Source organism: Pseudocitrobacter sp. 2023LY-00077 (assembly GCF_055796175.1).
The window spans coordinates 121,423-143,784 of record NZ_JBSPEI010000012.1 but is presented as its reverse complement, the minus strand read 5'-3'; the positions used below and the strand labels follow the sequence as shown (position 1 = coordinate 143,784).

Below are 22,362 nucleotides of genomic sequence, written 5' to 3'. Positions count from 1 at the left end.
CTGTCGAGGGGAAGAGACTGAATAAGGTGTAAATTTGTGTATAAAAAACGTTATTTACCACGAAACATCTTGCGCCACTCACTCGGACTCACGCCAAACCGTTGTTTAAATCCCTGACGATAAGAAACCGGCGAGTTAAACCCTGACAAACTGGCGATCATTTCCACGCTATGGTCCGTTGATTCCAGCAACGTCTGGCTGTAGCGCAGACGTTCAACCTGCAACCATTCCACCGGCGATACACCCGTTGCTCGGGTGAAGTTGCGGGTAAAGGTACGCCGCGCCATCGAAACAAAATTCGCCAGTGAATCAACATCATGTGGTTTATCAAGATGGCCACGCAGGTAATCCAGCAAAGCATTAATTCGGCTATCTTTGGTGTTTTTCGGCACGGCACATTCAATAAACTGGGCCTGACCCCCCTCACGATACGGGGGGATCACCATGCGGCGGGCGACTTTATTGGCAACGGCGCTGCCATAATATTTACGCAGTACATAGAGGCAGCAATCGATCCCGGCAGCCGTGCCGGCGGAGGTGATCAGATGGTCGTCATCCACGTAGAGCGAGTTGGTATCGAGCTGTACGCAGGGGAAACGTGCCGTAAAATCCGCTTCAAACTCCCAGTGAGTCGCGGCCCGGTGGTTATCCAGAAGCCCGGCGTAGGCAAGCACATACGTCCCAAGACAAAGCCCGACAATATTCGCGCCTCGCAGGCGGGCTGCCAGCAAGGCGTTGAGCAGCGCAACGGAGGGTTTTTCTTCGGGATGTGCCCAGAATGGGATAATAATAATGTCGGCATCATTCAGCGTGTCGAGCCCGTGTTCAACGGATACTGACATGCCCGATTTCGAGGGGATTATCCCCGGATTTTCGGCGCAAACCACATAACGAAATAACGCATCGCCTGGCAGGATTTGGCTAAAAATCATCTCCGGTACGGAGAGGTGAAACGGGCTGAACCCTTCAGTGGCGATTACGGCCACCAACGGCGCTGACATAAACAACTCCTTTAAGGCTATCTGTCCTGGCATTTGCAGGAGGGCAGATAGAGAAAAGCCCCGAGTGATTTTTCAATCAACCCGAGGCCCCCTATATGCTAGTCACATGTAGAGTGCCTCTTACAGACCGCAAGGTCAATACAACGCTCAATCCAGCGTCACATGATGCTTCATCACCCGCTTAAACAACGCCAGCCGCGCACGCATAAAACGGTTCTCCACTTTAAAACCTGCGTGCTTATTCAGGCCAATTCGCAGTAGCCGATCGCGGCCCTGGACCGATGCGGGCCAGCGAGTGGGGCCATTGAGTACAGTGCAGGTGGCACTGGCATGATGTGCAAAATTCACCCAATAAGCGGCCACCTGTGCCGCAAAGGCTCTGTCTCGCTCATTGACGTAAAATCGGGCAGGTTCTGCCAGCGTCAGAGTATCAAAAACGTAAGGCACTTCGTTGCCATGCCACGCGCCGTTGGCGTAAGTCGCGTGTTCCGCTTCGGCCACATAATCAAACCAGTAGCGCCAGCAGGGTTGATTCACCCGCTGTTGAGCCTGCATCACCACATAGCCCAGTGTGGTAAAGGCCATATCCCGGCACACCTGACGCCCGAGTTCTTCATCGCCCTTCACACCCGGATAGAGCAGTTTAATGAGCCCCAGCCCCAGACGCCGGGTTCGCCTGAGTTTTTCTATCTCACCGGCAAGATCAACACCAAACACCGCCATCACGCTGGCTTCGTCGCTGTTCGAACCAATCAACACCGGCATCGCATGCTGTTTCCCGGCAAAAAAGACGTCCAGCATGGGCTGTGGTAGCACCGCGTCTCCGGCGATGGGCGTTGGGCCAATATTGAGCGGTGCTTCGAGCGGCCAGAACTTTTCCGGCGGGATCGCACGTAGCTGGTCCGAGCTGGCATTCTCCAGGCCAAAGTGCGCCGCCAGCTGCACGCCCTTCTCCAGCGCCTTTTCGCGTGGGGTATCGGGAAGCGTATAGCCACTCTGGATCACCGCTTTGTGAAACAGCCCCGCCGCTTTCGGCGATGTCATGAGTGACAGCACGCTGCGCGCGCCCGCAGACTCGCCAAATAACGTGACATTATCGCTGTCACCACCAAATGCCGCGATGTTCTGCTGAACCCAGCGTAGCGCGGCGATTTGATCCATCAGGGCAAAGTTATTCAACGGCTCGTCGTCTTCTCCTTCAAGGGCAGGATGAGCAAAAAAGCCCAAATGCCCGAGCCGATAGTTAACCGTCACCACCACCACATCTCGCTGCGCCAGCGCTTTGCCGTCGTACGGCGGCAGACCGCCCGCACCAATGGTGTACCCGCCACCGTGCAGCCACACCATCACGGGTAAAGGAGCTGAACGCGCGGCTGGCGACCAGACATTCAGATAGAGACAATCTTCCGAGAAGCGCCCCGGATCGCCACCGCCCAGTTCGCGGCAGTAGTCGATATTCTGCCAGCAGGAAGCAGAGAAAGTATCGGCCTGACGCACGCCACTCCACGGTTGAACGGGCTGCGGCGCACGCCAGCGTAAAGCACCGACAGGCGGTTGCGCAAAGGGAATGCCTCGCCAGAGGTGGATATTCTCATCAACGAGGCCAAGAAGTGTGCCCTGGCGGGTTTCCGCCAGCGGCGTTGAGGGGTTTTGCATCGATTCCGTCCTTTATCAATCTCCCTCAAGATTACCTGTTTCAGAGCAGACCGCAACGCCGTTTGCTGCGCGCTTCCGCCTGCTCGTAGAGCGTAAATTCATCCAGCACCGGGCAGCCCAGCGCCTGTTCAAAGGCATCACGGCTGGCGTTTCCGTGATGCCGCGTCGAATTGCCGTTTCCAAGGTTGGACTGAAAAATCCCCGCCGCGCTGACCGGCAGGAAATCTTCATAAATAATTGGCTGCGCAATCACCCAACCGCGCTCAATTAACGGCTGCGGATCGTCGCCGGGATGAAATGCCTGACGATGTGCTTCCCCTGCGGGCGTCAGACGATAACGAAACCAGGCGAGCCCCTGCTGACGGAGCAAAAATTCGCTATCCGGGAACGCCTTGAACACATCCTGTAAATGCAGTTGATGGGTCAGATTATCGCTACCGACACCCGCCTCATTGAGCAATTTGTCATACAGCGCCCGCCCTTTTTGCGTTAACGCGATGCCCCGCTGCTCAATTTCACCGAACCGCGCGGTATGCGTTCCCTGCCCGTCACCGGCAAATTTCACTGGCTCTTCCAGCGCCTTAAAACTGGTCTGACGCAATAACAACGGAACATCACGGCGCGGCGGGCCTTCAATCACCGCTTTTGGTTCAATTCCGTATTCCGCCATCAGCGCCTGTACACGGTCGATATCCAGCGTGCGCGGCGTGAGATGGTTGATGTGACAACCGGGGAAACAGACAACATCGGCAATTAACCGATGCTGCTGATGCAGCGCCTGATAGGTTTCGCGATCGACCGTCGCCGACTGATGCCAGCGAAAGGTTTCCAGCGCTTGCTGGACAAAATCCTGCGCCTGTGCCGCCGTAAACTCGCCCCGCGCTTCATGGAGCGCAATCAGTTCGCGGCAACGCGGGGTAAAAATATCACGCTGCTGTAAAATCTCAGCAGCCCGCTGCCTGAGCGCGGGATCGTCAATTAATTCAAGGCGTAAGAGCGAGGTAAACACACGAAATGGATTGCGCGACAACGCCGCATCATCTACCGGACGAAAGGCTGTGGAGTGTACCGGTACGCCCGCCTGAGAGAGATCATAATAGCTAACCGGGTACATCCCCATAATGGCGAACATGCGCCGCAGCATCGACAGCTCCTCAGCCGTGCCGACGCGAATCGCCCCATGACGCTCAACGTTAAGCCGAGCCAGTTCATCCGCATTCACCATTTGTTCATGCAGGCGCGTGTTATTTTCCAGTACCGCCAGATTCACGTCTGCAACCAGCTCCAGCAATGTGCCGTACTGCGGCACTTCCTGCTGATACATTGCCGACATCGCCTGCGAAAAATCTTCCCGAATCTCATCTGCCGTGATGCTTTGCGCCATGATGTCATGCCTCCAGTGAATATATTCTGGAGTGTAGAAAAGCTCGTGACACTGCGTGGCAAGAATTTGGAAAGTGTGATCGGCATGACGCTGTAAGCGAAACGGAGAGGTATAACCTGAGGTTATTAAATAAACACCTTAAATTCACTTTAAATTAACATTGAATTTACACACACTCATTGTGGCGACAAAAACAACACCCTACACGGAGCCACCCTATGAGCACGAAATGGTCACCGCAAGAAGTTATCCATCGCGACTATAGCAGTCACCCGCCCGCGTTTGCGCCGGGCTACAAAACCAGCGTGCTGCGCTCGCCGCGTAATGCGCTTATCTCCCTGCAAAACTCACTGTCAGAAATCACCGGCCCGGTTTTTTCCAGCGACGATCTGGGTCCTCAGGACAACGATTTGATCCTGAACTATGCCAAAGACGGCCTGCCGATTGGCGAACGCATCATCGTTCACGGCTATGTGCGCGATGGGTTTGGCCGCCCGATGAAAAACACGCTGGTTGAAGTCTGGCAGGCCAACGCCGGCGGCCGCTATCGCCATAAAAAAGATCAGTATCTGGCGCCCATCGACCCCAATTTTGGCGGCTGCGGCCGCGTGCTGACGGATGAAAACGGCTACTACTTCTTCCGTACCATCAAGCCAGGCCCGTATCCGTGGCGTAATCAGGCGAGCGACTGGCGTCCTTCGCATATTCACTTTTCGCTGTCAGGCGATGCCTTTGCACAACGTCTGGTGACCCAGATGTATTTCGAAGGCGACCCGCTGATCAAACAGTGCCCTATCGTCAAAACTATCAATAACGATGATGCCATCCGTACGCTGATTGCCGAGCTGGATACACATGCCGCGATTCCGCTGGATTGTCTGGCATATCGCTTTGATCTGGTACTGCGCGGGCAACGTGCAACACTGTTTGAAAACCGCACTCAGGGGGCTACGCGATGAAAGAGTATTTACAGGAAACGGCCTCACAGACGGCGGGCCCATATGTTCACATCGGCCTCGCGCCTGATGCCGCCGGGTTCCATATTTTCGAAAAAAATTTCGGCCCGGTACTGGTCAATAGCCATACTCAGGGCGAGCGCATTACCATTGAAGGGCGTGTACTGGATGGTTCAGGCACGCCGGTGCGCGATGTCCTGCTGGAGATTTGGCAGGCGAACGCCAACGGACGCTATAACCACCCGGCAGACAGACAGGAAGGCAAAGCGCTGGATGCCGATTTCCGTGGCTGGGGTCGCGCCTGCTCTGATTTTGATAGCGGCATCTGGCGCTTCGAAACCATCAAACCCGGCCCGGTAGTGGGTCGCGATGGTCGCATGATGGCACCGCACGTTAATCTGTGGATAGCCGCGCGCGGCATCAATATTGGCCTCAATACGCGGATGTACTTTGCCGATGAACAGGCCGCAAATCAGACCGATCCGGTACTGAATCTGATTGAGTGGGAAGTTCGCCGCCAGACGCTCATCGCCCAAAAAGAGACGCGCGGTAATGAGACCGTGTACCGTTTTGATATCTATCTACAGGGTGATAAGGAAACCGTCTTTTTTGATCTTTAATCCTCCTGTGCCCGGCATCGCTGCGATCGCTGCGTTTGCCGGGCTTTCTTTTCCCATCAATCCCTGCGCTGCGTCAGAAATTTCTTGTAACTCAATTAGATCAAATGTTAATAATAATTTGCTATCAGGTTATCAAATTTAAACAGTATTACTTGTCACTCTTATCGATCTGTTCTTAACATCGCGTATGGAAAAAAATGCTCTCTTTAGTCAGCGCATTCGTCTGCGCCACCTGCACACTTTCGTTGCCGTCGCCCAACAAGGAACTCTGGGGCGTGCGGCTGAAACCCTTAATCTCAGCCAGCCGGCATTATCTAAAACGCTCAATGAACTGGAGCAACTGACCGGCACCCGCTTATTCGAACGTGGGCGTCTTGGCGCACAGCTGACGCTTGTCGGCGAGCAGTTTCTTACCCACGCGGTGAAAGTTCTGGATGCGCTAAATACTGCCGGCCAGGCGTTGACCCGCAAAGAAGGCAGCCATCACGATGTCGTCCGCATCGGCGCGCTGCCTACTGCTGCGCTGGGGATACTACCGATGGTGCTGGGTCAGTTTCATCAGCAACAGCATGATGTCACGTTGCAGGTCGCGACCATGAATAACACCATGCTGCTGGCGGCGCTGAAATCCGGGGATATTGATTTTGGTATTGGCCGGATGTCCGATCCGGAACTGATGACCGGCTTAACCTATGAGCTGCTGTTTCTGGAATCGCTCAAACTAGTGGTGCGCCCGGACCATCCTCTTCTGCATGAAAATATCACGCTAAGCCGCGTGATGGAGTGGCCTGTTGTTGTCTCTCCGAAAGGGACCGTTCCCCGACAAAATGCGGAAACGCTGCTGCAAAGTCAGGGCTGTAAAATGCCTGCGGGTTGCATTGAAACACTGTCGGCTTCGCTCTCCCGCCAGTTAACCGTGGATTACAACTACGTCTGGTTTGTGCCGTCCGGTGCGGTCAGAGACGACCTGCGACGCGGTGCGTTAACCTCGCTTCCCATCGCGACTCAGGGTCAGGGCGAGCCTATTGGCGTGTTGACGCGCGTAGACAGTCCTATTTCCAGCGGCGCGCAGACGCTGCTGGCAGCCATTCGCAAATCAATGCCAGGTTAACCTTCCGCATTCCGGCCCTCTCCGTCATGGAGAGGGTGGCTACCGCTTCACCTCAGATCCCGTCACCATAGATCAATTAATGCGAAATCATTTATTAACAATTGCGCAATGCGATTTAACAGATCTATTATAGCCATACATTAACCAAATGGTTCATTCGTAATCCATATGAGTATCGGATGAACACGAATAACAAGCAGCTCTCTTTCATTTAAAACAACACCCCCTTTATGTGTGATTCATTTGGTTCACTCATCCGGGTTTGGCTGTCATCAGGAGAACAGTATGGCAACGGGCATTTCACTCAAAGGACTCCCCCGGGTCCTTAAATGGCTTCTCGCCGGACTGATGTTTATCATCGGTCTGGCCGTGGGCGCGCTGGGCATTAAACTCGCTACCGTGGGGGGAACCTGGTTCTTCGCGCTGATGGGACTGGTGATGATTGTCGCTGCCGCGCTGATCGCACGTAATCGCCGCAGCGGGATAGTGCTGTATGCACTGGCATTTATTATTGCGCTGATTTGGTCTGTCAGCGATGCAGGCTGGGATTTCTGGCCACTCTTTTCACGCCTGTTCACCTTTGGGGTGCTGGCATTCCTTTGCGCCATTATCTGGCCGTTCCTGTCCGTATCGCCGCACGCGAAGAAGGGCCCGGCCTTTGGCCTGGCGGCTGTCATCGCCGTGGTATTGCTGGCCAGCATGGGCGGCATGTTCAAAACCCATACCCTGGTGAGCGCAGATGAAGAGGTTCCGGTGAAACCGGTGACCGCGGGCGAGCAGCAGAAGAACTGGACACACTGGGGGAATACCACTCACGGCGACCGCTTTGCTGCACTGGATCAAATCAACAAGCAGAACGTCGATAAGCTGCAGGTGGCGTGGGTCGCGCACACCGGAGATATTCCGGTCAGTAATGGTTCCGGCGCTGAAGATCAGAATACCCCACTACAGGTAGGCGACACGCTGTTCGTCTGTACGCCGTACAGTAAAGTGCTGGCGCTGGATGTCGACAGCGGTAAAGAGAAGTGGCGTTATGATTCGAAAGCCACGGCGCCAAACTGGCAGCGTTGCCGCGGGTTAGGCTATTACGAAGAGGCGCAAAGCGTAGCATCCCCGGAAAATAACAGCGCATCAGCCGCCTGTCCGCGCCGTCTGTTCCTGCCAACCACCGACGCGCGCCTTATCGCCATCAATGCCGATACCGGTAAACCGTGCGCCGACTTTGGTGATAACGGCGTGGTTGATCTGAGCGTCGGGATGGGCGAAATCAAGCCCGGTTATTATCAGCAGACCTCAACACCGTTGGTAGCCGGGAATGTGGTGGTGCTGGGCGGTCGCGTTGCCGATAACTTCTCCACCGATGAACCGCCGGGCGTGGTGCGTGCTTATGACGTGCACACCGGTAAACTGGCGTGGGCGTGGGATCCGGGTAACCCGAATATTACCGGGCTGCCGCCGGAAGGCCAGACCTACACGCGCGGCACGCCAAACGTGTGGTCCGCGATGTCATATGACGCCAAACTGAATCTGGTCTACTTACCGACCGGTAATGCGACACCCGATTTCTGGGCGGGTGAACGTACGGCGCTGGATGATAAATACAGCTCGTCTATTGTTGCCGTTGATGCGACCACCGGGAAAGTGCGCTGGCATTATCAGACCACGCACCACGATCTGTGGGATTTCGACCTGCCTTCTCAGCCATTGCTGACCGATTTGCCTGACGGCAAAGGCGGCACCACGCCGGTACTGGTACAAACCAGCAAGCAGGGTATGATCTTCATGCTTAACCGCGAAACCGGCAAGCCGGTGGCAAAAGTCGAAGAGCGCCCGGTTCCGGCAGGTGATGTTAAAGGCGAACGTTATTCCCCTACTCAGCCGTATTCCGTCGGTATGCCGATGATTGGCAACGAAACGCTGAAAGAATCGGATATGTGGGGCGCAACGCCAATCGATTTGCTGCTGTGCCGTATTCAGTTTAAAGAGATGCGCCATCAGGGCATTTTCACCCCTCCGGGCGAAGATCGTTCACTGCAATACCCCGGCTCGCTGGGCGGCATGAACTGGGGCAGCGTTTCCGTTGACCCGAACAACAGCCTGATGTTCGTTAACGATATGCGCCTCGGTCTGGCGAACTATATGGTACCGCGCGCGAAAGTGGCGAAAGATGCCAGCGGTATCGAAATGGGGATTGTCCCGATGGAAGGCACACCGTATGGTGCAATGCGCGAGCGCTTCCTGTCGCCGCTGGGCATTCCGTGTCAGAAACCGCCGTTTGGTACGATGTCAGCGGTCGATCTGAAATCAGGCAAAATCGTCTGGCAGGTGCCGGTTGGTACGGTGGAAGACACCGGGCCGTTGGGTATCCGCATGCATATGCCGATCCCTATCGGGATGCCGACGCTGGGTGCGTCGATGACCACGCAATCCGGTCTGCTGTTCTTCGCCGGTACGCAGGATTTCTATCTGCGCGCCTTTGATACAGCAACCGGGAAAGAAGTCTGGAAAGACCGACTGCCGGTGGGCAGCCAGTCTGGCCCGATGACTTATGTGTCGCCGAAAACCGGCAAACAGTACATCATCATCAACGCAGGCGGCGCACGTCAGTCCCCGGACCGTGGTGATTACATCATTGCATACGCCCTGCCGGACGCACAAAAGTAACTCTCCATGTCGGGTGATTTCTCACCCGACCTTTTAACCTAAAACGCTTCCCAGCTATCGCCGCCTGCCACGGCTAACGTCGGCGCGGTAGCCGGGACGTTTTCTTTCTTCACTCCGCGCCGCGAAGGAATACGAAACGTCCCTACCGCTTCGGTTAATCGTGCTGCCTGCGCCTCCAGCGAGGCCGCCGCTGCCGATGCTTCCTCCACCAGCGAGGCATTCTGCTGGGTGACGTTATCCATCTCGGTAATCGCCTGGCTGACCTGCAAAATCCCGCGACTCTGTTCATCAGACGCCGCCGCGATTTCCAGCATAATGTCGGTCACCCGTTTCACCGCATCAACAATTTCCGTCATCGTTGCCCCTGCGTTCACCACTTCATCCGAACCGCGCTCAATCAGGGTGACAGATTCAGAAATCAGCCCTTCAATCTCCTTTGCCGCCTGCGCGCTACGACTGGCGAGCGTGCGCACTTCGCTGGCAACCACCGCGAACCCACGCCCCTGCTCACCGGCACGCGCCGCTTCCACCGCCGCGTTAAGAGCCAGGATATTGGTCTGGAAGGCAATACTATTGATCACCGCAGTAATTTCGGAGATCTTCTTCGAACTGGTAGAAATATTGCCCATTGTCGCGACCACGCCCGTGACCAGTTGCCCACCACGCGTTGCTTTCCCGGAGGCATCTTCCGCCAGTTTGCTGGCGTGATGGGCGTTATCGGCGTTTTGTTTTACTGTTGCGGTGAGCTCTTCCATGCTGGCGGCGGTCTGTTCAATAGCAGCTGCCTGTTGTTCGGTTCGTGCAGAGAGATCCGTATTCCCCACCGAGATTTCGCTAGTCCCACGATAGATTTCCTCTGCCCCCTGGCGTACCGTGCCCACCGTTTGCACCAGCGCATGCTGCATTTTTTGCAGGTTAAAGCTGAGTTGGCCGATTTCGCTGCGCCCGACGGATTCATCCGGCTGGGTGAGATCGCCGCTGGCGATTTGCGCGATACGCTGCCCGGCGTGTTGCAAGGGTTTAATCACAATACGGCGCAACACCACGAAGGTCATTATTGTCAGCACCAGCGCCAGCACAAAGGCCGCCGCCATAAACATCAGCCCAAGGCGGGTACGCTCAAGCGATAGCTCAGTAAGGTGGTTGGCTCTGTCGGTACGAATCTGAATCACTTTCAGCAGCACCGCGTTATAGCGATCGTCCAGCGGTTTTGCCTGTTCGTTTTCATGATTAATGATCGCTTCAAACATGCCATTTTTAGCGTATTTCAGCATCGGCTTCAGGCCATCAATATAGGCGGTATAGCGAGCGGTGAGCTCTTTATCCAGTGCACTATCTGCTGACGTTTTCACCCGACGCTCACGATATTGAGTAAACGCCACCTGCGACTGCTGCATGCGGGATTCCGCCGTCGCAATATTGCGTTTCATCTCATCCATTTCAGCAATCCGGCTCGCCGCACCGGCGTGGATTAGCTCAATACGCGTCGTGCGCAGATGGTTAGAGCTGTTTGATAAGCCCATCCGCACCTGCAATTCTTCGGTGACATCTTTTTGATCCTGTTCCGCCTGCAACAGGAAATAACCCGCCAGCCCGGAGCTTAGGGCAAACAGCAGAATGATGCCGCCGAGAATAGCGGAGAAAAGCGGAACTAAACGAATATGGTGCAGGAAACTGAGTTTTTGGGTCTGGTGTTGTGTTTTAGTCTTGTCCATGCCAATCGACTCTCTTCAGGTAAGCGGCGTACAAACACGCCCGTAAGATTGTCATCGGCAAGTCAGAGGATTTGATTATGGCTAAAAGCGCAAGGTGGGTCACAATTTGGCGTAAAAAACGTCCTCCCCGACGGGAGAGGACGCCTGGGATTACGCGTCGCCGAAATGAATAACTGTACGAATGGATTTCCCCTCGTGCATCAGATCAAACGCTTCGTTGATTTGCTCCAGCGGCAGACGGTGCGTAATGAACGGATCAAGCTGAATTTTGCCCGCCATGGCGTCTTCTACCATACCCGGCAACTGGGAACGGCCTTTCACGCCGCCAAAGGCAGAACCACGCCATACGCGGCCGGTCACCAGCTGGAACGGACGGGTCTTGATCTCCTGACCTGCACCCGCAACGCCGATGATGACGCTTTCGCCCCAACCTTTATGGCAGCATTCCAGCGCGGCTCGCATGACGTCGACGTTTCCGATACATTCGAAGCTAAAATCAACGCCACCGTCGGTCATTTCGACAATGACATCCTGAACCGGTTTATCGTAATCCTTCGGGTTAATGAAATCGGTCGCGCCCATCTCTTTCGCCAGCTTGAATTTCTCCGGGTTGGTATCAATGGCCAGAATGCGTCCCGCTTTCGCCTGTACCGCCCCCTGGATCGCCGCCAGGCCGATGCCGCCCAGACCGAAGATCGCAACGGTATCGCCCTCTTTTACTTTTGCGGTGTTATGCACCGCGCCGATACCGGTCGTGACTCCGCAACCCAGCAGACAAACTTTGTCCAGCGGTGCCTGCGGGTTCACTTTCGCCAGTGAGATCTCGGCACACACGGTGTATTCGCTGAACGTACTGGTGCCCATGTAATGGAAAATCGGTTCACCGTTATAGGAGAAACGGGTGGTGCCATCCGGCATCAACCCTTTCCCCTGGGTGGCGCGAACGGCCTGACAAAGGTTAGTTTTGCCAGACTTACAGAACTTACACTCCCCACATTCGGCGGTATAAAGCGGAATAACATGATCGCCCGGTTTCAGGCTGGTGACGCCTTCGCCCACTTCAACAACGATGCCGCCGCCTTCATGACCCAGCACCGCCGGGAACACGCCTTCCGGATCATCGCCGGATAAGGTAAACGCGTCGGTATGGCAAACCCCGGTATGGGTAATTTTTACCAGTACTTCGCCTTTTTTCGGCGGTGCGACATCGATTTCAACAATTTTCAGCGGTTGACCAGGGCCAAACGCGACAGCTGCACGTGATTTCATAGCGGTCCCTTCCTTTATGATGTTTTATTTTAGATAAGATCGTAGCAGATGACCGACTTCAGCCATGCGCACGGCGCGCTGATCGGGCGTCGTTTCGCCGCTTACCAGCTCGTCTTTAAGGTGCATTTCAACCAGTTCGCCCATCAGGCCATTGGCGGCCCCGCGAATTGAAGCGATCTGTTGCAGAATAGTCAGGCACGGCTCGCCGGATTCCAGCGCGCGTTCAAGAGCATCAACCTGCCCTTTAATGCGGCGTACGCGGGTTAGCGCCCGTTTTTTATCGTCAGGGGAATGCGGCATACGCCCTCCATTAGTATAGGGGGGTATACTATCATCGATATGATGTGAATGTAAAACAATCACCAAATGAATGTGTCATGGGGTGCATTGAGGACGCCAGCCAACCATTGAGATTGGCGGGGATCGCTCCCCGCCTTGTCTCTTACTGTTTAGAGTCGCACACTGTAGAAACAGTAACCTCCGTCTGGTTTGTCCGGAAGTGGACCTCGCAGAGGTCCCGCCGCATCGCCAACACCGCTAAAATCACGGTGATACAGATGATAACCAGGGCAATTAAGCCTGAACGTTGCCATTTCATAGCCTGCTTCTCCTTGACCCGTAGGTCTGTAAGAGGCTAATCTAATGCTGTTGGGCATAGATTGTGGCCTCGGTAAGTGTTAAGCGTCCTGCAAGACGCTCAATGTTTCCGGGGCTTTTCTCTATCTGCCTTTTGGTGTTTGCCTGAGACAGATAGCCTCAAGCACCCGCCGCGATTTTACACCTTCACGGTGAAACTCAGCAGTCTGGAAATGGACTCGTAAGAAAGGAATGATTGCTTTAGAGGGGTGCCGGATACAGGTGCATCCGGCAAAAAGTGACTTAAGACTGCAGCGTCGCCAGTCGCGCCGCGAAACCCACAAACACCAGCCCAATCAGGCTATTGCCAATCTTCGCCAGCTTCTTACGGGTTTTCACATACCGCGTCACCAGCGAGCCCGACACGATCAGGAAGCTTAAATAGGTAAAGCTCACCAGCTCAAGCGTCAGCGCCAGGATAAAGAATGCCAGCCCCGGCGTAGCCGATTTCACGTCAATAAACTGCACGAAGAACGAGACATAAAACAAAATCGCTTTGGGATTGGTTAAGCTCAGCGTCAGCGCGCGTTTGAAAATTGCATGACCCGGCTCGGCGTGCGCTTCTGGTTCTCCGGCTTTACGCTTCAGCGTACTGTAGAGCATTTTCCCGCCCAGATAGAGCAGATAAATCGCCCCCAGATAGCGCACCAGATTAAACAGCACCGGAGTGGTTTTAATGAGCGTCGCCACGCCCGCATAAGAGAGGAACATCAGCACCGCATCGCCGATAAAGACCGCCAGCGCTGCCATGTAGCCGCCACGAATACCGTGAGCCACGCCCGTTTTCAGGACAAAGAAGGTATTTGGCCCCGGCACCAGAATGATAAAAATCGCCCCGACCACATACGTCCAGTAATTTAGTACGCCAAAATCTGCGAACACCCTGCTCTTCCTTACACAATATTAACCATCGTGGCGGTATGGTAACGCACGCCACATGGCCAATAAAGGACTATTCAGTTTACTTATGATTAACCCCGTTTACGCGGCATCATGCGCAGCAGCGTATTGTCTTTCCAGACATAATGATGCGCCAGCGCGGCCAGGGCATGAAGTCCAATCAGCCAGTAACCAATATTTGCCAGCAGAATGTGATATTCCTTCATTGTATCGACAATATCGAAATTCGATTCCGCCGCATGCGGCATGGTTATCCCAAAAGCAAACCACGGATTTCCCCGGTTATACATCATCACCAGACCAATAATCGGCAATGCAATAAACAGCAGGTAAATCGCCAGATGCCCCAGATGCGCCATGCCCGTCATCATTGGCTTAGGTTTCGGTACAATCGGCGGCGCCGGGCGTTTCAGGCGAATCAGCAAACGCGCCACCATCAGCACCAGAATGGAGATGCCACAGGAGACGTGCACCATGTTGATAACCGGACGCGCGCTACGCGGAAAGAAGCCACGGAATTCCATCGCACAGTAAGCAATAATAACCAGTAAGAAGACCAGCCAGTGAATGCCTATTTGCAGGCCTGAGTATTTATCGCGCATAGCGACCCCTGATAAGTAATTAACAAAAAAGCAAAATAGCCGTTTTTACTTAAAAATTCATTAACTTTTCAGCAGTTACTTTGGTTCTATTCACCTCATTGATGCGTTACAGACAAAATCGGGTTGCCCATCCGCTAATGCTGAACTAAGCCTGGATAAGTAAAAAAACCGTATCACCCCGAGCTGATGGAGAACATTATGAGTAAAATTGGCATTAACGGATTTGGGCGTATTGGTCGACTGGTCCTGCGTCGTCTGCTGGAAACCTCGAGCAGCAATGAAGTTGTCGCAATTAACGATCTTACGTCGCCAAAAGTACTGGCATATTTGCTGAAGTACGATTCCAACTACGGGCCGTTCCCGTGGAGCGTTGATTTCAGCGACAACTCGCTGATTGTTAACGGTAAAACGATTAAAGTCTTTGCGGAAAAAGAGGCGAAGAACATCCCGTGGAAAACGGAAGGCGCAGAAATCGTCGTCGAATGTACGGGTTTCTATACCTCAGCTGAAAAATCGCAGGCGCATATCGATGCGGGGGCAAAAAAAGTACTGATATCTGCTCCGGCGGGTGACATCAAAACGCTGGTTTACAACGTGAATGATGACACGCTCAACGCCAGCGACACGATTATTTCTGTCGCTTCCTGCACCACCAACTGTCTGGCGCCAATGGCAAAAGCATTGCATGATGCATTCGAGATCAAAGTGGGCACCATGACCACTATCCATGCCTATACCGGGACTCAGGCACTGGTTGACGGGCCTCGCAGCAAAGATCTGCGCGCTTCTCGTGCCGCAGCGGAAAATATTATCCCGCATACGACGGGGGCGGCAAAAGCGATCGGGCTGGTTATCCCTGCCCTTGTCGGTAAACTGAAAGGCCATGCCCAGCGTGTGCCGACGAAAACCGGTTCTGTGACCGAACTGGTTTCGATTTTGGGTAAAAAAGTCACCGTCGATGACGTGAATGCCGCGCTGAAAAAAGCGACAGAAAATAATGAGTCGTTTGGCTACACCAACGATGACATCGTATCGACCGATATTATCGGTACGCACTTTGGTTCCGTTTTCGACGCCACGCAAACCGAGGTGACAGAAGCAGGCGATCTGCAACTGGTCAAAACGGTCGCCTGGTACGATAACGAATACGGGTTTGTGACTCAGTTGACTCGCGTACTGGAAAAATACGCCAAACTGTAAAAAGACAACGCCCGGAAACGTTCCTTTCCGGGCGTCATTCGCGGCCTCTTAGCGCAATGCCCGCATGGCCGACATTTCCCGCAGCGTGGCGTCTTGCGTTAACTGCTGCCAGGCCTGCTCAACCGCCAGCGGAATATCCACATGAGCAATAAAGTTTTTACCGCACGGCCCGTACCCCTGTTCATCATCACGTATGCGTGGCAATTCACCGATAATTAATGAGAGATATCGCTCCACCGGCCACAATCCGGTGTCATCCCCTTTAAACGCTACGCCGTTCTCACTGTTGAAGAGTTCCGGCTGACATCCGGGATAACTACGCCAGTGCGGCGCATTTTCCGCGTCCCGCCAGACATGTTCAAACGTCGCCATCGTACGACGCTGCATGGTTGGGTCCTGCACGACGATACCTTTTTTAACGGTAATCCCCTGGGCATCTAACATGTGCCGGGTAAAACGCGCATTTTCACCGCAGTTCGTCGATGCATCCTCAACCAGAATATTCTCGCGCGGGATTTTCCAGAATTGATGTGCAATCTCCGCAAGGATTGCCGCTTCAGATAACCCGGTGGTACGCAAGGTGTTATAATGCGGATGCTGGGCTATCGCGGCATAAAGAAAGGTCGTTGAATGGCCGATACCGCCGCTGATCAACAGCGTTTTTTCCTCATCCGCCGCCAGCTGACAGGCCGCATCGATGACAGGAATAACGGCGTTCCCCGCCAGCACCAACACGTCAAAATCGTCTGCTTGAGGTCGGGAGGCAAAATCATTTTGCGCGAGCCAGCTCCCTAGTAAATTGGCAGCCGTAAGTGTGCTATCGGGTAATTGTGGCAATGTCGTTAGCATAATCCTCCCTCTCTGTGAGTTTGTTAGCACAGGATAACGTGTCTGAACCTTCATGACAGTAGATCACTCCGAAAGCGTTAATTTTACCTGGCCTGCATTTTTGTAACATTCTTGAAATAACCAGAAATATCTAAAAACGATGCGGTTGCACCTGAATAAATCACTAACATCGCACCATAGTAAAGAACATCAAACTATCAATCATTCATTTTGCAAATGATTCAATCATCAAAATGCCTGCTTTTTGTGTATAAATATCCTGCTCACCCTTGCTAAAAATAGCGCCCACCTCTAAGTTGCTTAACAAACAAGCAACCTTTTTAACACATTGCAGGTTGCACCTTTGAGGCATCAGGTGGCACCTGATTCTAACTTAATGTGGCGGGAGTTTTCCTTCATGACGACGCACGAAAGCAGCAGTACGATCCTGAAAAAAAACAAACGGGTCTTGATTGCCAGTTTGACCGGCAGCTCCATTGAATGGTTTGATTATTTTCTGTACGGCACCGCCGCGGCGCTGGTGTTCAATAAAATCTTCTTCCCAATGGTCGACCCGGTTATTGGGCTCATCCTCTCTTACCTTTCTTTCTCGCTGACTTTCTTTATTCGTCCGATTGGCGGCGTACTCTTTGCCCACATTGGCGATCGTATTGGCCGTAAAAGAACGCTGGTGCTCACACTCTCGCTGATGGGCGGTGCAACCGTCATGATTGGTCTGCTGCCGACCTACGACCAGATTGGCATCTGGGCGCCCATTCTGTTGATTCTGATGCGTATTATTCAGGGAATGGGAATTGGCGGTGAATGGGGCGGCGCGTTGCTGCTGGCCTATGAATATGCACCAGAAAAACGTAAAGGATTTTTCGGCAGCATTCCGCAAGCGGGCGTGACCATTGGTATGCTGATGGCGACCTTTATCGTGTCGCTGATGACGCTGTTTAGCGAGGAGCAGTTTCTCTCATGGGGCTGGCGCATTCCGTTCCTGATGAGTGCAGTGCTGGTATTGCTGGGGCTGTGGATCCGTAAAGATATCGATGAGACGCCAGAGTTTAAGAAGGTGAAGCAGTCCGGTCAGGTGGCGAAAGCGCCGCTGCGCGATACGCTGACGCATCACTGGCGTGAAGTGTTGATTGCGGCAGGTCTGAAAGTTGTCGAAACCGCGCCGTTCTATATCTTCTCAACCTTCATTGTGAGTTATGCCACGACCACCCTCGCCTACCAGAAATCACAAGTGCTGGAGGCCGTCACGCTCGGCGCACTGGTTGCGACGGTAATGATTCCGCTGATGGGGTTGCTGTCCGATAAAATTGGCCGCAAACGCATGTACGCAGTGAGCGTCGCGCTGCTGGGGCTGTTTATCGTACCGTGGTTCATGCTGCTCGACACCGGCACCACCTGGGCGATTATGCTGGCGACCGTCGTGATGTTCGGTATTCTCTGGGCACCGATCACCGCCGTTCTGGGCACACTGTGTTCAGAAATTTTTAGCGCTAACGTGCGCTACACCGGCATTACGCTGGGTTATCAGATTGGCGCCGCGCTGGCGGGCGGCACCGCCCCGCTTATCGCAACGGGCCTGCTGGCGAAATATGACGGTGATTGGGTTCCGGTTGCATGGTATTTGGGCGCAACGGTTACCATCTCGCTGATTGCCATCTTCTTTGCCAGCCGTAGCCGTCGAATTGATGCGGTGAATGTGCAGACGTCGGGGTTGTAATCATGCTTTATGCAGCCCGATACGCAACGCGTTATCGGGCCGTACTTATCACGGTAATCTCACCTACGCACTAATCTGCTCCATCGCCTGCAACACGCGTTTATCGGAAATGGGATACGGTGTACCCAACTGCTGAGCAAAGAAACTGACGCGCAGCTCTTCAATCATCCAGCGGATTTCCTGTACATCATCGTCATCCCGACGCGCCGGCGGCAGTTTATTCAACCACTGCTGCCATGCCTGCTGTACGCTTTCCACCTTCAGCATTTGCGCACGGTCACGGTGCGGGTCGATGGCCAGTTTTTCCAGTCGTTTCTCAATCGCATGCAAATAGCGCAGCGTGTCGCCCAGGCGTTTGAAACCGTTGCCGGTGACAAACCCGCGATAAACCAGCCCGCCCATCTGCGCTTTGATATCCGACAGCCCCAGCGCCATGGTCATATCCACGCGCCCTTTCAGGCGTTTGTTGATATTGAATACCGCCGTAAGGATCTGCTCGACCTGTTTGGCGATTTCGACGACGGTTTCGTTCAGTTCGGCACGCACTTTATCATGCAGCTTCGTGAACCCTTCCTCGGTCCATACCGGGCCGCCTGCCTCATCGATAAGCTTATCAACACCACAGGAGATGCAGTCGTCAATGAGATCCAGCACTTTACCGTACGGGTTAAAGTAGAGCCCCAGTTTGGCTTTGTTCGGCAATTTCTCGTGCAGATACTTAATTGGCGACGGAATGTTCAGCAGCAGCAGGCGGCGCAAACCACGCCACATCGCCTGCTGCTGTTCCTGCGGGTTATCAAAAAGCTTAATCGCCACGCTTTCACGCTCATCTACCAGCGCAGGCCAGGCCTTCACTTTGTAGTTGCCGCGTTTCTGTTCGTAGTGATCCGGCAGGTTACCGAAGCTCCAGATATGCAAGCCGCTTTGCTCGATACCATCATCGGCAACGGCGGAAAGCGTTTCCTGAACTTTCCCTTTAAGCGTGTCTTTCAGCGCCTGAAGGGAACGCCCTTCCTGAAGTTTCTTGTTTTTGTCATCCACCACCCGGAAAGAGATTTTCAGGTGATCGGGTACCTGATCCCACTGCCAGGCGTCGCGGTCAACGGTGACCCCGGTCATACGGCGCAGTTCGCGCTCCAGGCTATCGAGCAGCGGCAGCTCCAGCGGCGTGGCACGACCTAAGAACGCTTCAGCGTAATTTGGCGCAGGCACAAAGTTACGGCGCACCGGTTTTGGCAGCGATTTAATCAATGCGATGATCAGCTCACGACGCAGACCGGGGATCTGCCACTCAAAACCGCTCTCTTCCACCTGGTTAAGCAACGGTAGAGGAATATGAACGGTAACACCGTCCGCATCCGTCCCCGGTTCAAACTGATAGCTCAGGCGTAGCTTGAGATTGCCCTGATGCCAGAAGTTCGGGTAGTCCAGCTTACTGACCTTCTCCGCCCCCTCTTTAATCAGCATGCTCTTTTCAAAGTTGAGCAAATCCGGCGTTTCGCGGCTGGCCTTTTTCCACCAGTTATCAAAATGTCGGGCGGAGATGACGTCGTGGCTGATGCGCTGGTCGTAAAACTCAAACAGCGTTTCGTCATCAACCAGAATGTCGCGACGACGCGATTTGTGCTCAAGTTCTTCAATTTCACTGCGCAGTTTCAGGTTATCGCGGAAGAAAGCATGACGCGTCTGCCAGTCACCTTCCACCAACGCGTGGCGAATAAAGAGCTCACGACACAGCGCCGGGTCAATCTGGCTGTAGTTCACCTTACGCGCGGCGACAATCGGCAGCCCGTAAACGGTGACTTTTTCGGTCGCCATCACCGCACCCTGTGCCCGCTCCCAGTGTGGTTCACTGTATGAACGTTTGATCAGATGCTGGGCAACCGGCTCCACCCATTCCGGGTCGATGCGCGCAGCGATACGGCCCCACAGGCGGCTGGTTTCCACCAGCTCGGCAACCATGGTCCATTTGGGCGGTTTTTTGAATAAACCGGAACCCGGGAAAATAGAAAAGCGCGCATTACGTGCACCAGTAAATTCCTGTTTATCGGCGTCTTTCATGCCGATATGGGAAAGCAGGCCGGTAAGCAGCGCGATATGGATTTCGCGATATTCCGCCGGTTCGCTGTTGACCGGAATACCCAGTTCTTTCACCACCTGGCGCAGCTGGGTGTAAATATCCTGCCATTCGCGTACGCGCAGATAGTTGAGGAAATCCGTGCGGCACTGGCGGCGGAAAGCATTCGATGACAGCGCTTTTTGCTGCTCGCCGAGGTAATTCCACAGGTTCACAAAGGCGAGGAAGTCAGATTCTTTGTCGTGGAAACGGCGATGTTTTTCGTCCGAGGCTTGCTGTTTGTCCATCGGGCGTTCGCGCGGATCCTGAATAGACAAGGCCGAGGTAATTATCATTGCCTCGCGCACGCAACCGTGTTTTTGCGCTTCCAGCACCATGCGGGCCAGACGCGGGTCAACCGGCAGTTGCGACAGCTGGCGCCCCAGAGGGGTCAGTTTATAGGCGGTTTGCTGTTCGTCCGTGGTGATTGCGCCCAGCTCTTCGAGCAGACGCACGCCATCCTGAATATTACGTTTATCCGGTGCTTCAACAAACGGGAAGGCGGCAATATCTCCGAGCCCCAGCGCGGTCATCTGTAAAATAACCGATGCCAGGTTGGTACGCAGAATTTCCGGATCGGTAAATTCCGGGCGCGACAGGAAATCATCTTCCGAATAGAGTCGAATACAGATCCCTTCCGAGACACGCCCACAGCGGCCTTTACGCTGGTTTGCAGATGCCTGGGACACCGGCTCAATCGGCAGTCGTTGCACTTTAGTGCGGAAGCTGTAGCGGCTGATACGAGCGGTACCCGGGTCAATAACGTATTTTATGCCCGGCACGGTCAGCGAGGTTTCGGCGACGTTGGTCGCCAGAACAATGCGACGCCCGCTATGCGACTGGAAGACGCGATTCTGTTCACTGTTGGAGAGTCGCGCATACAACGGCAGGATCTCCGTATGGCGCAGATCCTGCTTGCTGAGCGCATCGGCGGTATCGCGAATTTCACGCTCGCCGCTCATAAAGATCAGGATGTCGCCCGCACTTTCCCGCCCCAGTTCATCCACGGCGTCAAAAATGGCCTGTAACTGGTCGCGCTCGGTGTCATCCGCCTCTTCGACAATCGGGCGATAGCGCACTTCCACCGGATAGGTACGCCCTGAAACTTCGATAATCGGCGCATTGTTAAAGTGGCGCGAGAAGCGTTCCGGGTCGATGGTCGCGGAAGTGATGATAATTTTGAGATCGGGGCGGCGCGGCAGCAGCTCTTTCAGGTAACCGAGCAAAAAGTCGATGTTCAGACTGCGTTCGTGCGCTTCATCAATAATGATGGTGTCGTACTGCATCAACAGGCGGTCCTGCTGAATTTCCGCCAGCAGAATACCGTCGGTCATCAGCTTAACCATGGTGTTGTCGCTGACGTGATCGCTAAAACGAACTTTATAACCGATGCAACCACCCGGCTCCGTTTTCAGCTCTTCCGCAATACGGTTCGCCACGGTACGCGCCGCCAGACGACGCGGCTGGGTATGGCCAATCAGCCCTTTGATGCCACGACCCAGCTCCATACAAATCTTCGGTAACTGGGTGGTTTTCCCGGACCCCGTTTCCCCGGCGACAATCACCACCTGGTTATCGCGCACCGCCTCAAGAATGTCCTGTTTCTTCTGGCTAACCGGCAGGTTATCCGGATAGGTGATGTCCGGGCGTGCGGCTTCGCGCAGCAGGACTTTACCTGCTGCCTGTTCAATCTCTTTCGCCATTTCCTGGTAAATGGCCTGTTGTGCATCAGGATTTTTAACCTTCTTCACACCGTGCAGGCGACGGGCAAAGCGCTGTTTATCGCGCAGCGTTAATGCATCGAGCTGCTGATTCAGCGTCGCGAAGGTGAGTTTTTGTTGTTCTGTCATAGCGTTATCGGGCATCTGTGTGCCGGAAATGTTCTCGTCATACGTTCCCTCCAGAATACCACACATGGCCTGATACCGAACGGTTTTCCCGGTGTGCGGTAGAGAGAGTAAAGTCT

At 54.1% G+C, this 22,362-nt stretch carries 17 protein-coding genes; 6 read left to right on the top strand and 11 right to left on the bottom strand.

Going from position 1 to position 22,362, the window contains the following annotated elements:
* Nucleotides 1-50 precede the first annotated feature (50 nt).
* The 3 genes from ACWWFX_RS16670 to hglS all read right to left on the bottom strand — a co-directional run bounded on the left by ACWWFX_RS16670 (nt 51) and on the right by hglS (nt 4,041).
* A complete protein-coding gene (locus ACWWFX_RS16670) occupies nt 51-1,001 on the bottom strand; it encodes a GlxA family transcriptional regulator (protein WP_473224297.1) in 951 nt (316 codons plus the stop codon).
* Nucleotides 1,002-1,148: 147 nt separating this feature from the next.
* On the bottom strand, nt 1,149-2,657 hold the full coding sequence (locus ACWWFX_RS16665; RefSeq protein ID WP_473224296.1) for a carboxylesterase/lipase family protein: 1,509 nt from the start codon (nt 2,655-2,657) through the stop codon (nt 1,149-1,151).
* Between the two features lie 40 nt (nt 2,658-2,697).
* Nucleotides 2,698-4,041, bottom strand: coding sequence for a 2-oxoadipate dioxygenase/decarboxylase HglS (hglS, locus tag ACWWFX_RS16660; RefSeq protein WP_473224295.1), 1,344 nt, complete (start codon nt 4,039-4,041; stop codon nt 2,698-2,700).
* A gap of 218 nt (nt 4,042-4,259) precedes the next feature.
* On the opposite strand from hglS, the gene pcaH reads away from it, so the two are divergent.
* From pcaH to ACWWFX_RS16640, 4 genes are all read left to right on the top strand, one after another.
* Nucleotides 4,260-5,000, top strand: a complete 741-nt coding sequence (gene pcaH, locus ACWWFX_RS16655; RefSeq protein ID WP_473224294.1) for a protocatechuate 3,4-dioxygenase subunit beta — start codon at nt 4,260-4,262, stop codon at nt 4,998-5,000.
* On the top strand, nt 4,997-5,617 hold the full coding sequence (pcaG, locus tag ACWWFX_RS16650) for a protocatechuate 3,4-dioxygenase subunit alpha (protein WP_015964529.1): 621 nt from the start codon (nt 4,997-4,999) through the stop codon (nt 5,615-5,617). The genes pcaH and pcaG overlap by 4 nt, the downstream gene beginning before the upstream one ends.
* 187 nt (nt 5,618-5,804) lie before the next feature.
* Nucleotides 5,805-6,728, top strand: a complete 924-nt coding sequence (locus tag ACWWFX_RS16645) for a LysR substrate-binding domain-containing protein (protein WP_276221405.1) — start codon at nt 5,805-5,807, stop codon at nt 6,726-6,728.
* A 285-nt stretch (nt 6,729-7,013) separates the two neighbouring features.
* Complete coding sequence (locus ACWWFX_RS16640) at nt 7,014-9,392, top strand: glucose/quinate/shikimate family membrane-bound PQQ-dependent dehydrogenase (RefSeq protein ID WP_473224293.1); 2,379 nt, start codon at nt 7,014-7,016, stop codon at nt 9,390-9,392.
* A gap of 38 nt (nt 9,393-9,430) precedes the next feature.
* Here the strand turns inward: ACWWFX_RS16640 and ACWWFX_RS16635 are convergent, their stop codons facing one another.
* From ACWWFX_RS16635 to cybB, 6 genes are all read right to left on the bottom strand, one after another.
* Nucleotides 9,431-11,107 (bottom strand): methyl-accepting chemotaxis protein, encoded by a 1,677-nt coding sequence (locus ACWWFX_RS16635; RefSeq protein ID WP_473224292.1) that lies wholly within the window; start codon nt 11,105-11,107, stop codon nt 9,431-9,433.
* 150 nt (nt 11,108-11,257) lie between these two features.
* Complete coding sequence (locus ACWWFX_RS16630; protein WP_473224291.1) at nt 11,258-12,376, bottom strand: S-(hydroxymethyl)glutathione dehydrogenase/class III alcohol dehydrogenase; 1,119 nt, start codon at nt 12,374-12,376, stop codon at nt 11,258-11,260.
* A gap of 24 nt (nt 12,377-12,400) precedes the next feature.
* On the bottom strand, nt 12,401-12,676 hold the full coding sequence (locus ACWWFX_RS16625) for a metal/formaldehyde-sensitive transcriptional repressor (RefSeq protein ID WP_015964534.1): 276 nt from the start codon (nt 12,674-12,676) through the stop codon (nt 12,401-12,403).
* A gap of 142 nt (nt 12,677-12,818) precedes the next feature.
* A complete protein-coding gene (locus ACWWFX_RS16620; RefSeq protein WP_456145493.1) occupies nt 12,819-12,974 on the bottom strand; it encodes a Hok/Gef family protein in 156 nt (51 codons plus the stop codon).
* Between the two features lie 281 nt (nt 12,975-13,255).
* Nucleotides 13,256-13,894, bottom strand: a complete 639-nt coding sequence (gene leuE / locus ACWWFX_RS16615; RefSeq protein WP_231827351.1) for a leucine efflux protein LeuE — start codon at nt 13,892-13,894, stop codon at nt 13,256-13,258.
* 89 nt (nt 13,895-13,983) lie between these two features.
* The gene (gene cybB, locus ACWWFX_RS16610) at nt 13,984-14,514 is read right to left on the bottom strand and encodes a cytochrome b561 (protein WP_231827352.1); all 531 of its coding nucleotides are present in this window, start codon (nt 14,512-14,514) and stop codon (nt 13,984-13,986) included.
* 198 nt (nt 14,515-14,712) lie between these two features.
* Between cybB and gap the strand changes: the two genes are divergently transcribed.
* A complete protein-coding gene (gene gap / locus ACWWFX_RS16605; protein ID WP_473224290.1) occupies nt 14,713-15,714 on the top strand; it encodes a type I glyceraldehyde-3-phosphate dehydrogenase in 1,002 nt (333 codons plus the stop codon).
* 48 nt (nt 15,715-15,762) lie between these two features.
* Here gap and ACWWFX_RS16600 read toward each other — a convergent pair whose 3' ends face one another.
* On the bottom strand, nt 15,763-16,563 hold the full coding sequence (locus ACWWFX_RS16600) for a YdcF family protein (protein WP_473224289.1): 801 nt from the start codon (nt 16,561-16,563) through the stop codon (nt 15,763-15,765).
* Between the two features lie 397 nt (nt 16,564-16,960).
* Between ACWWFX_RS16600 and ACWWFX_RS16595 the strand changes: the two genes are divergently transcribed.
* The gene (locus tag ACWWFX_RS16595; RefSeq protein ID WP_473224288.1) at nt 16,961-18,280 is read left to right on the top strand and encodes an MFS transporter; all 1,320 of its coding nucleotides are present in this window, start codon (nt 16,961-16,963) and stop codon (nt 18,278-18,280) included.
* Nucleotides 18,281-18,343: 63 nt separating this feature from the next.
* On the opposite strand, the gene hrpA is transcribed toward ACWWFX_RS16595, so the two are convergent.
* On the bottom strand, nt 18,344-22,246 hold the full coding sequence (gene hrpA, locus ACWWFX_RS16590; RefSeq protein ID WP_473224287.1) for an ATP-dependent RNA helicase HrpA: 3,903 nt from the start codon (nt 22,244-22,246) through the stop codon (nt 18,344-18,346).
* Nucleotides 22,247-22,362: the final 116 nt, after the last annotated feature.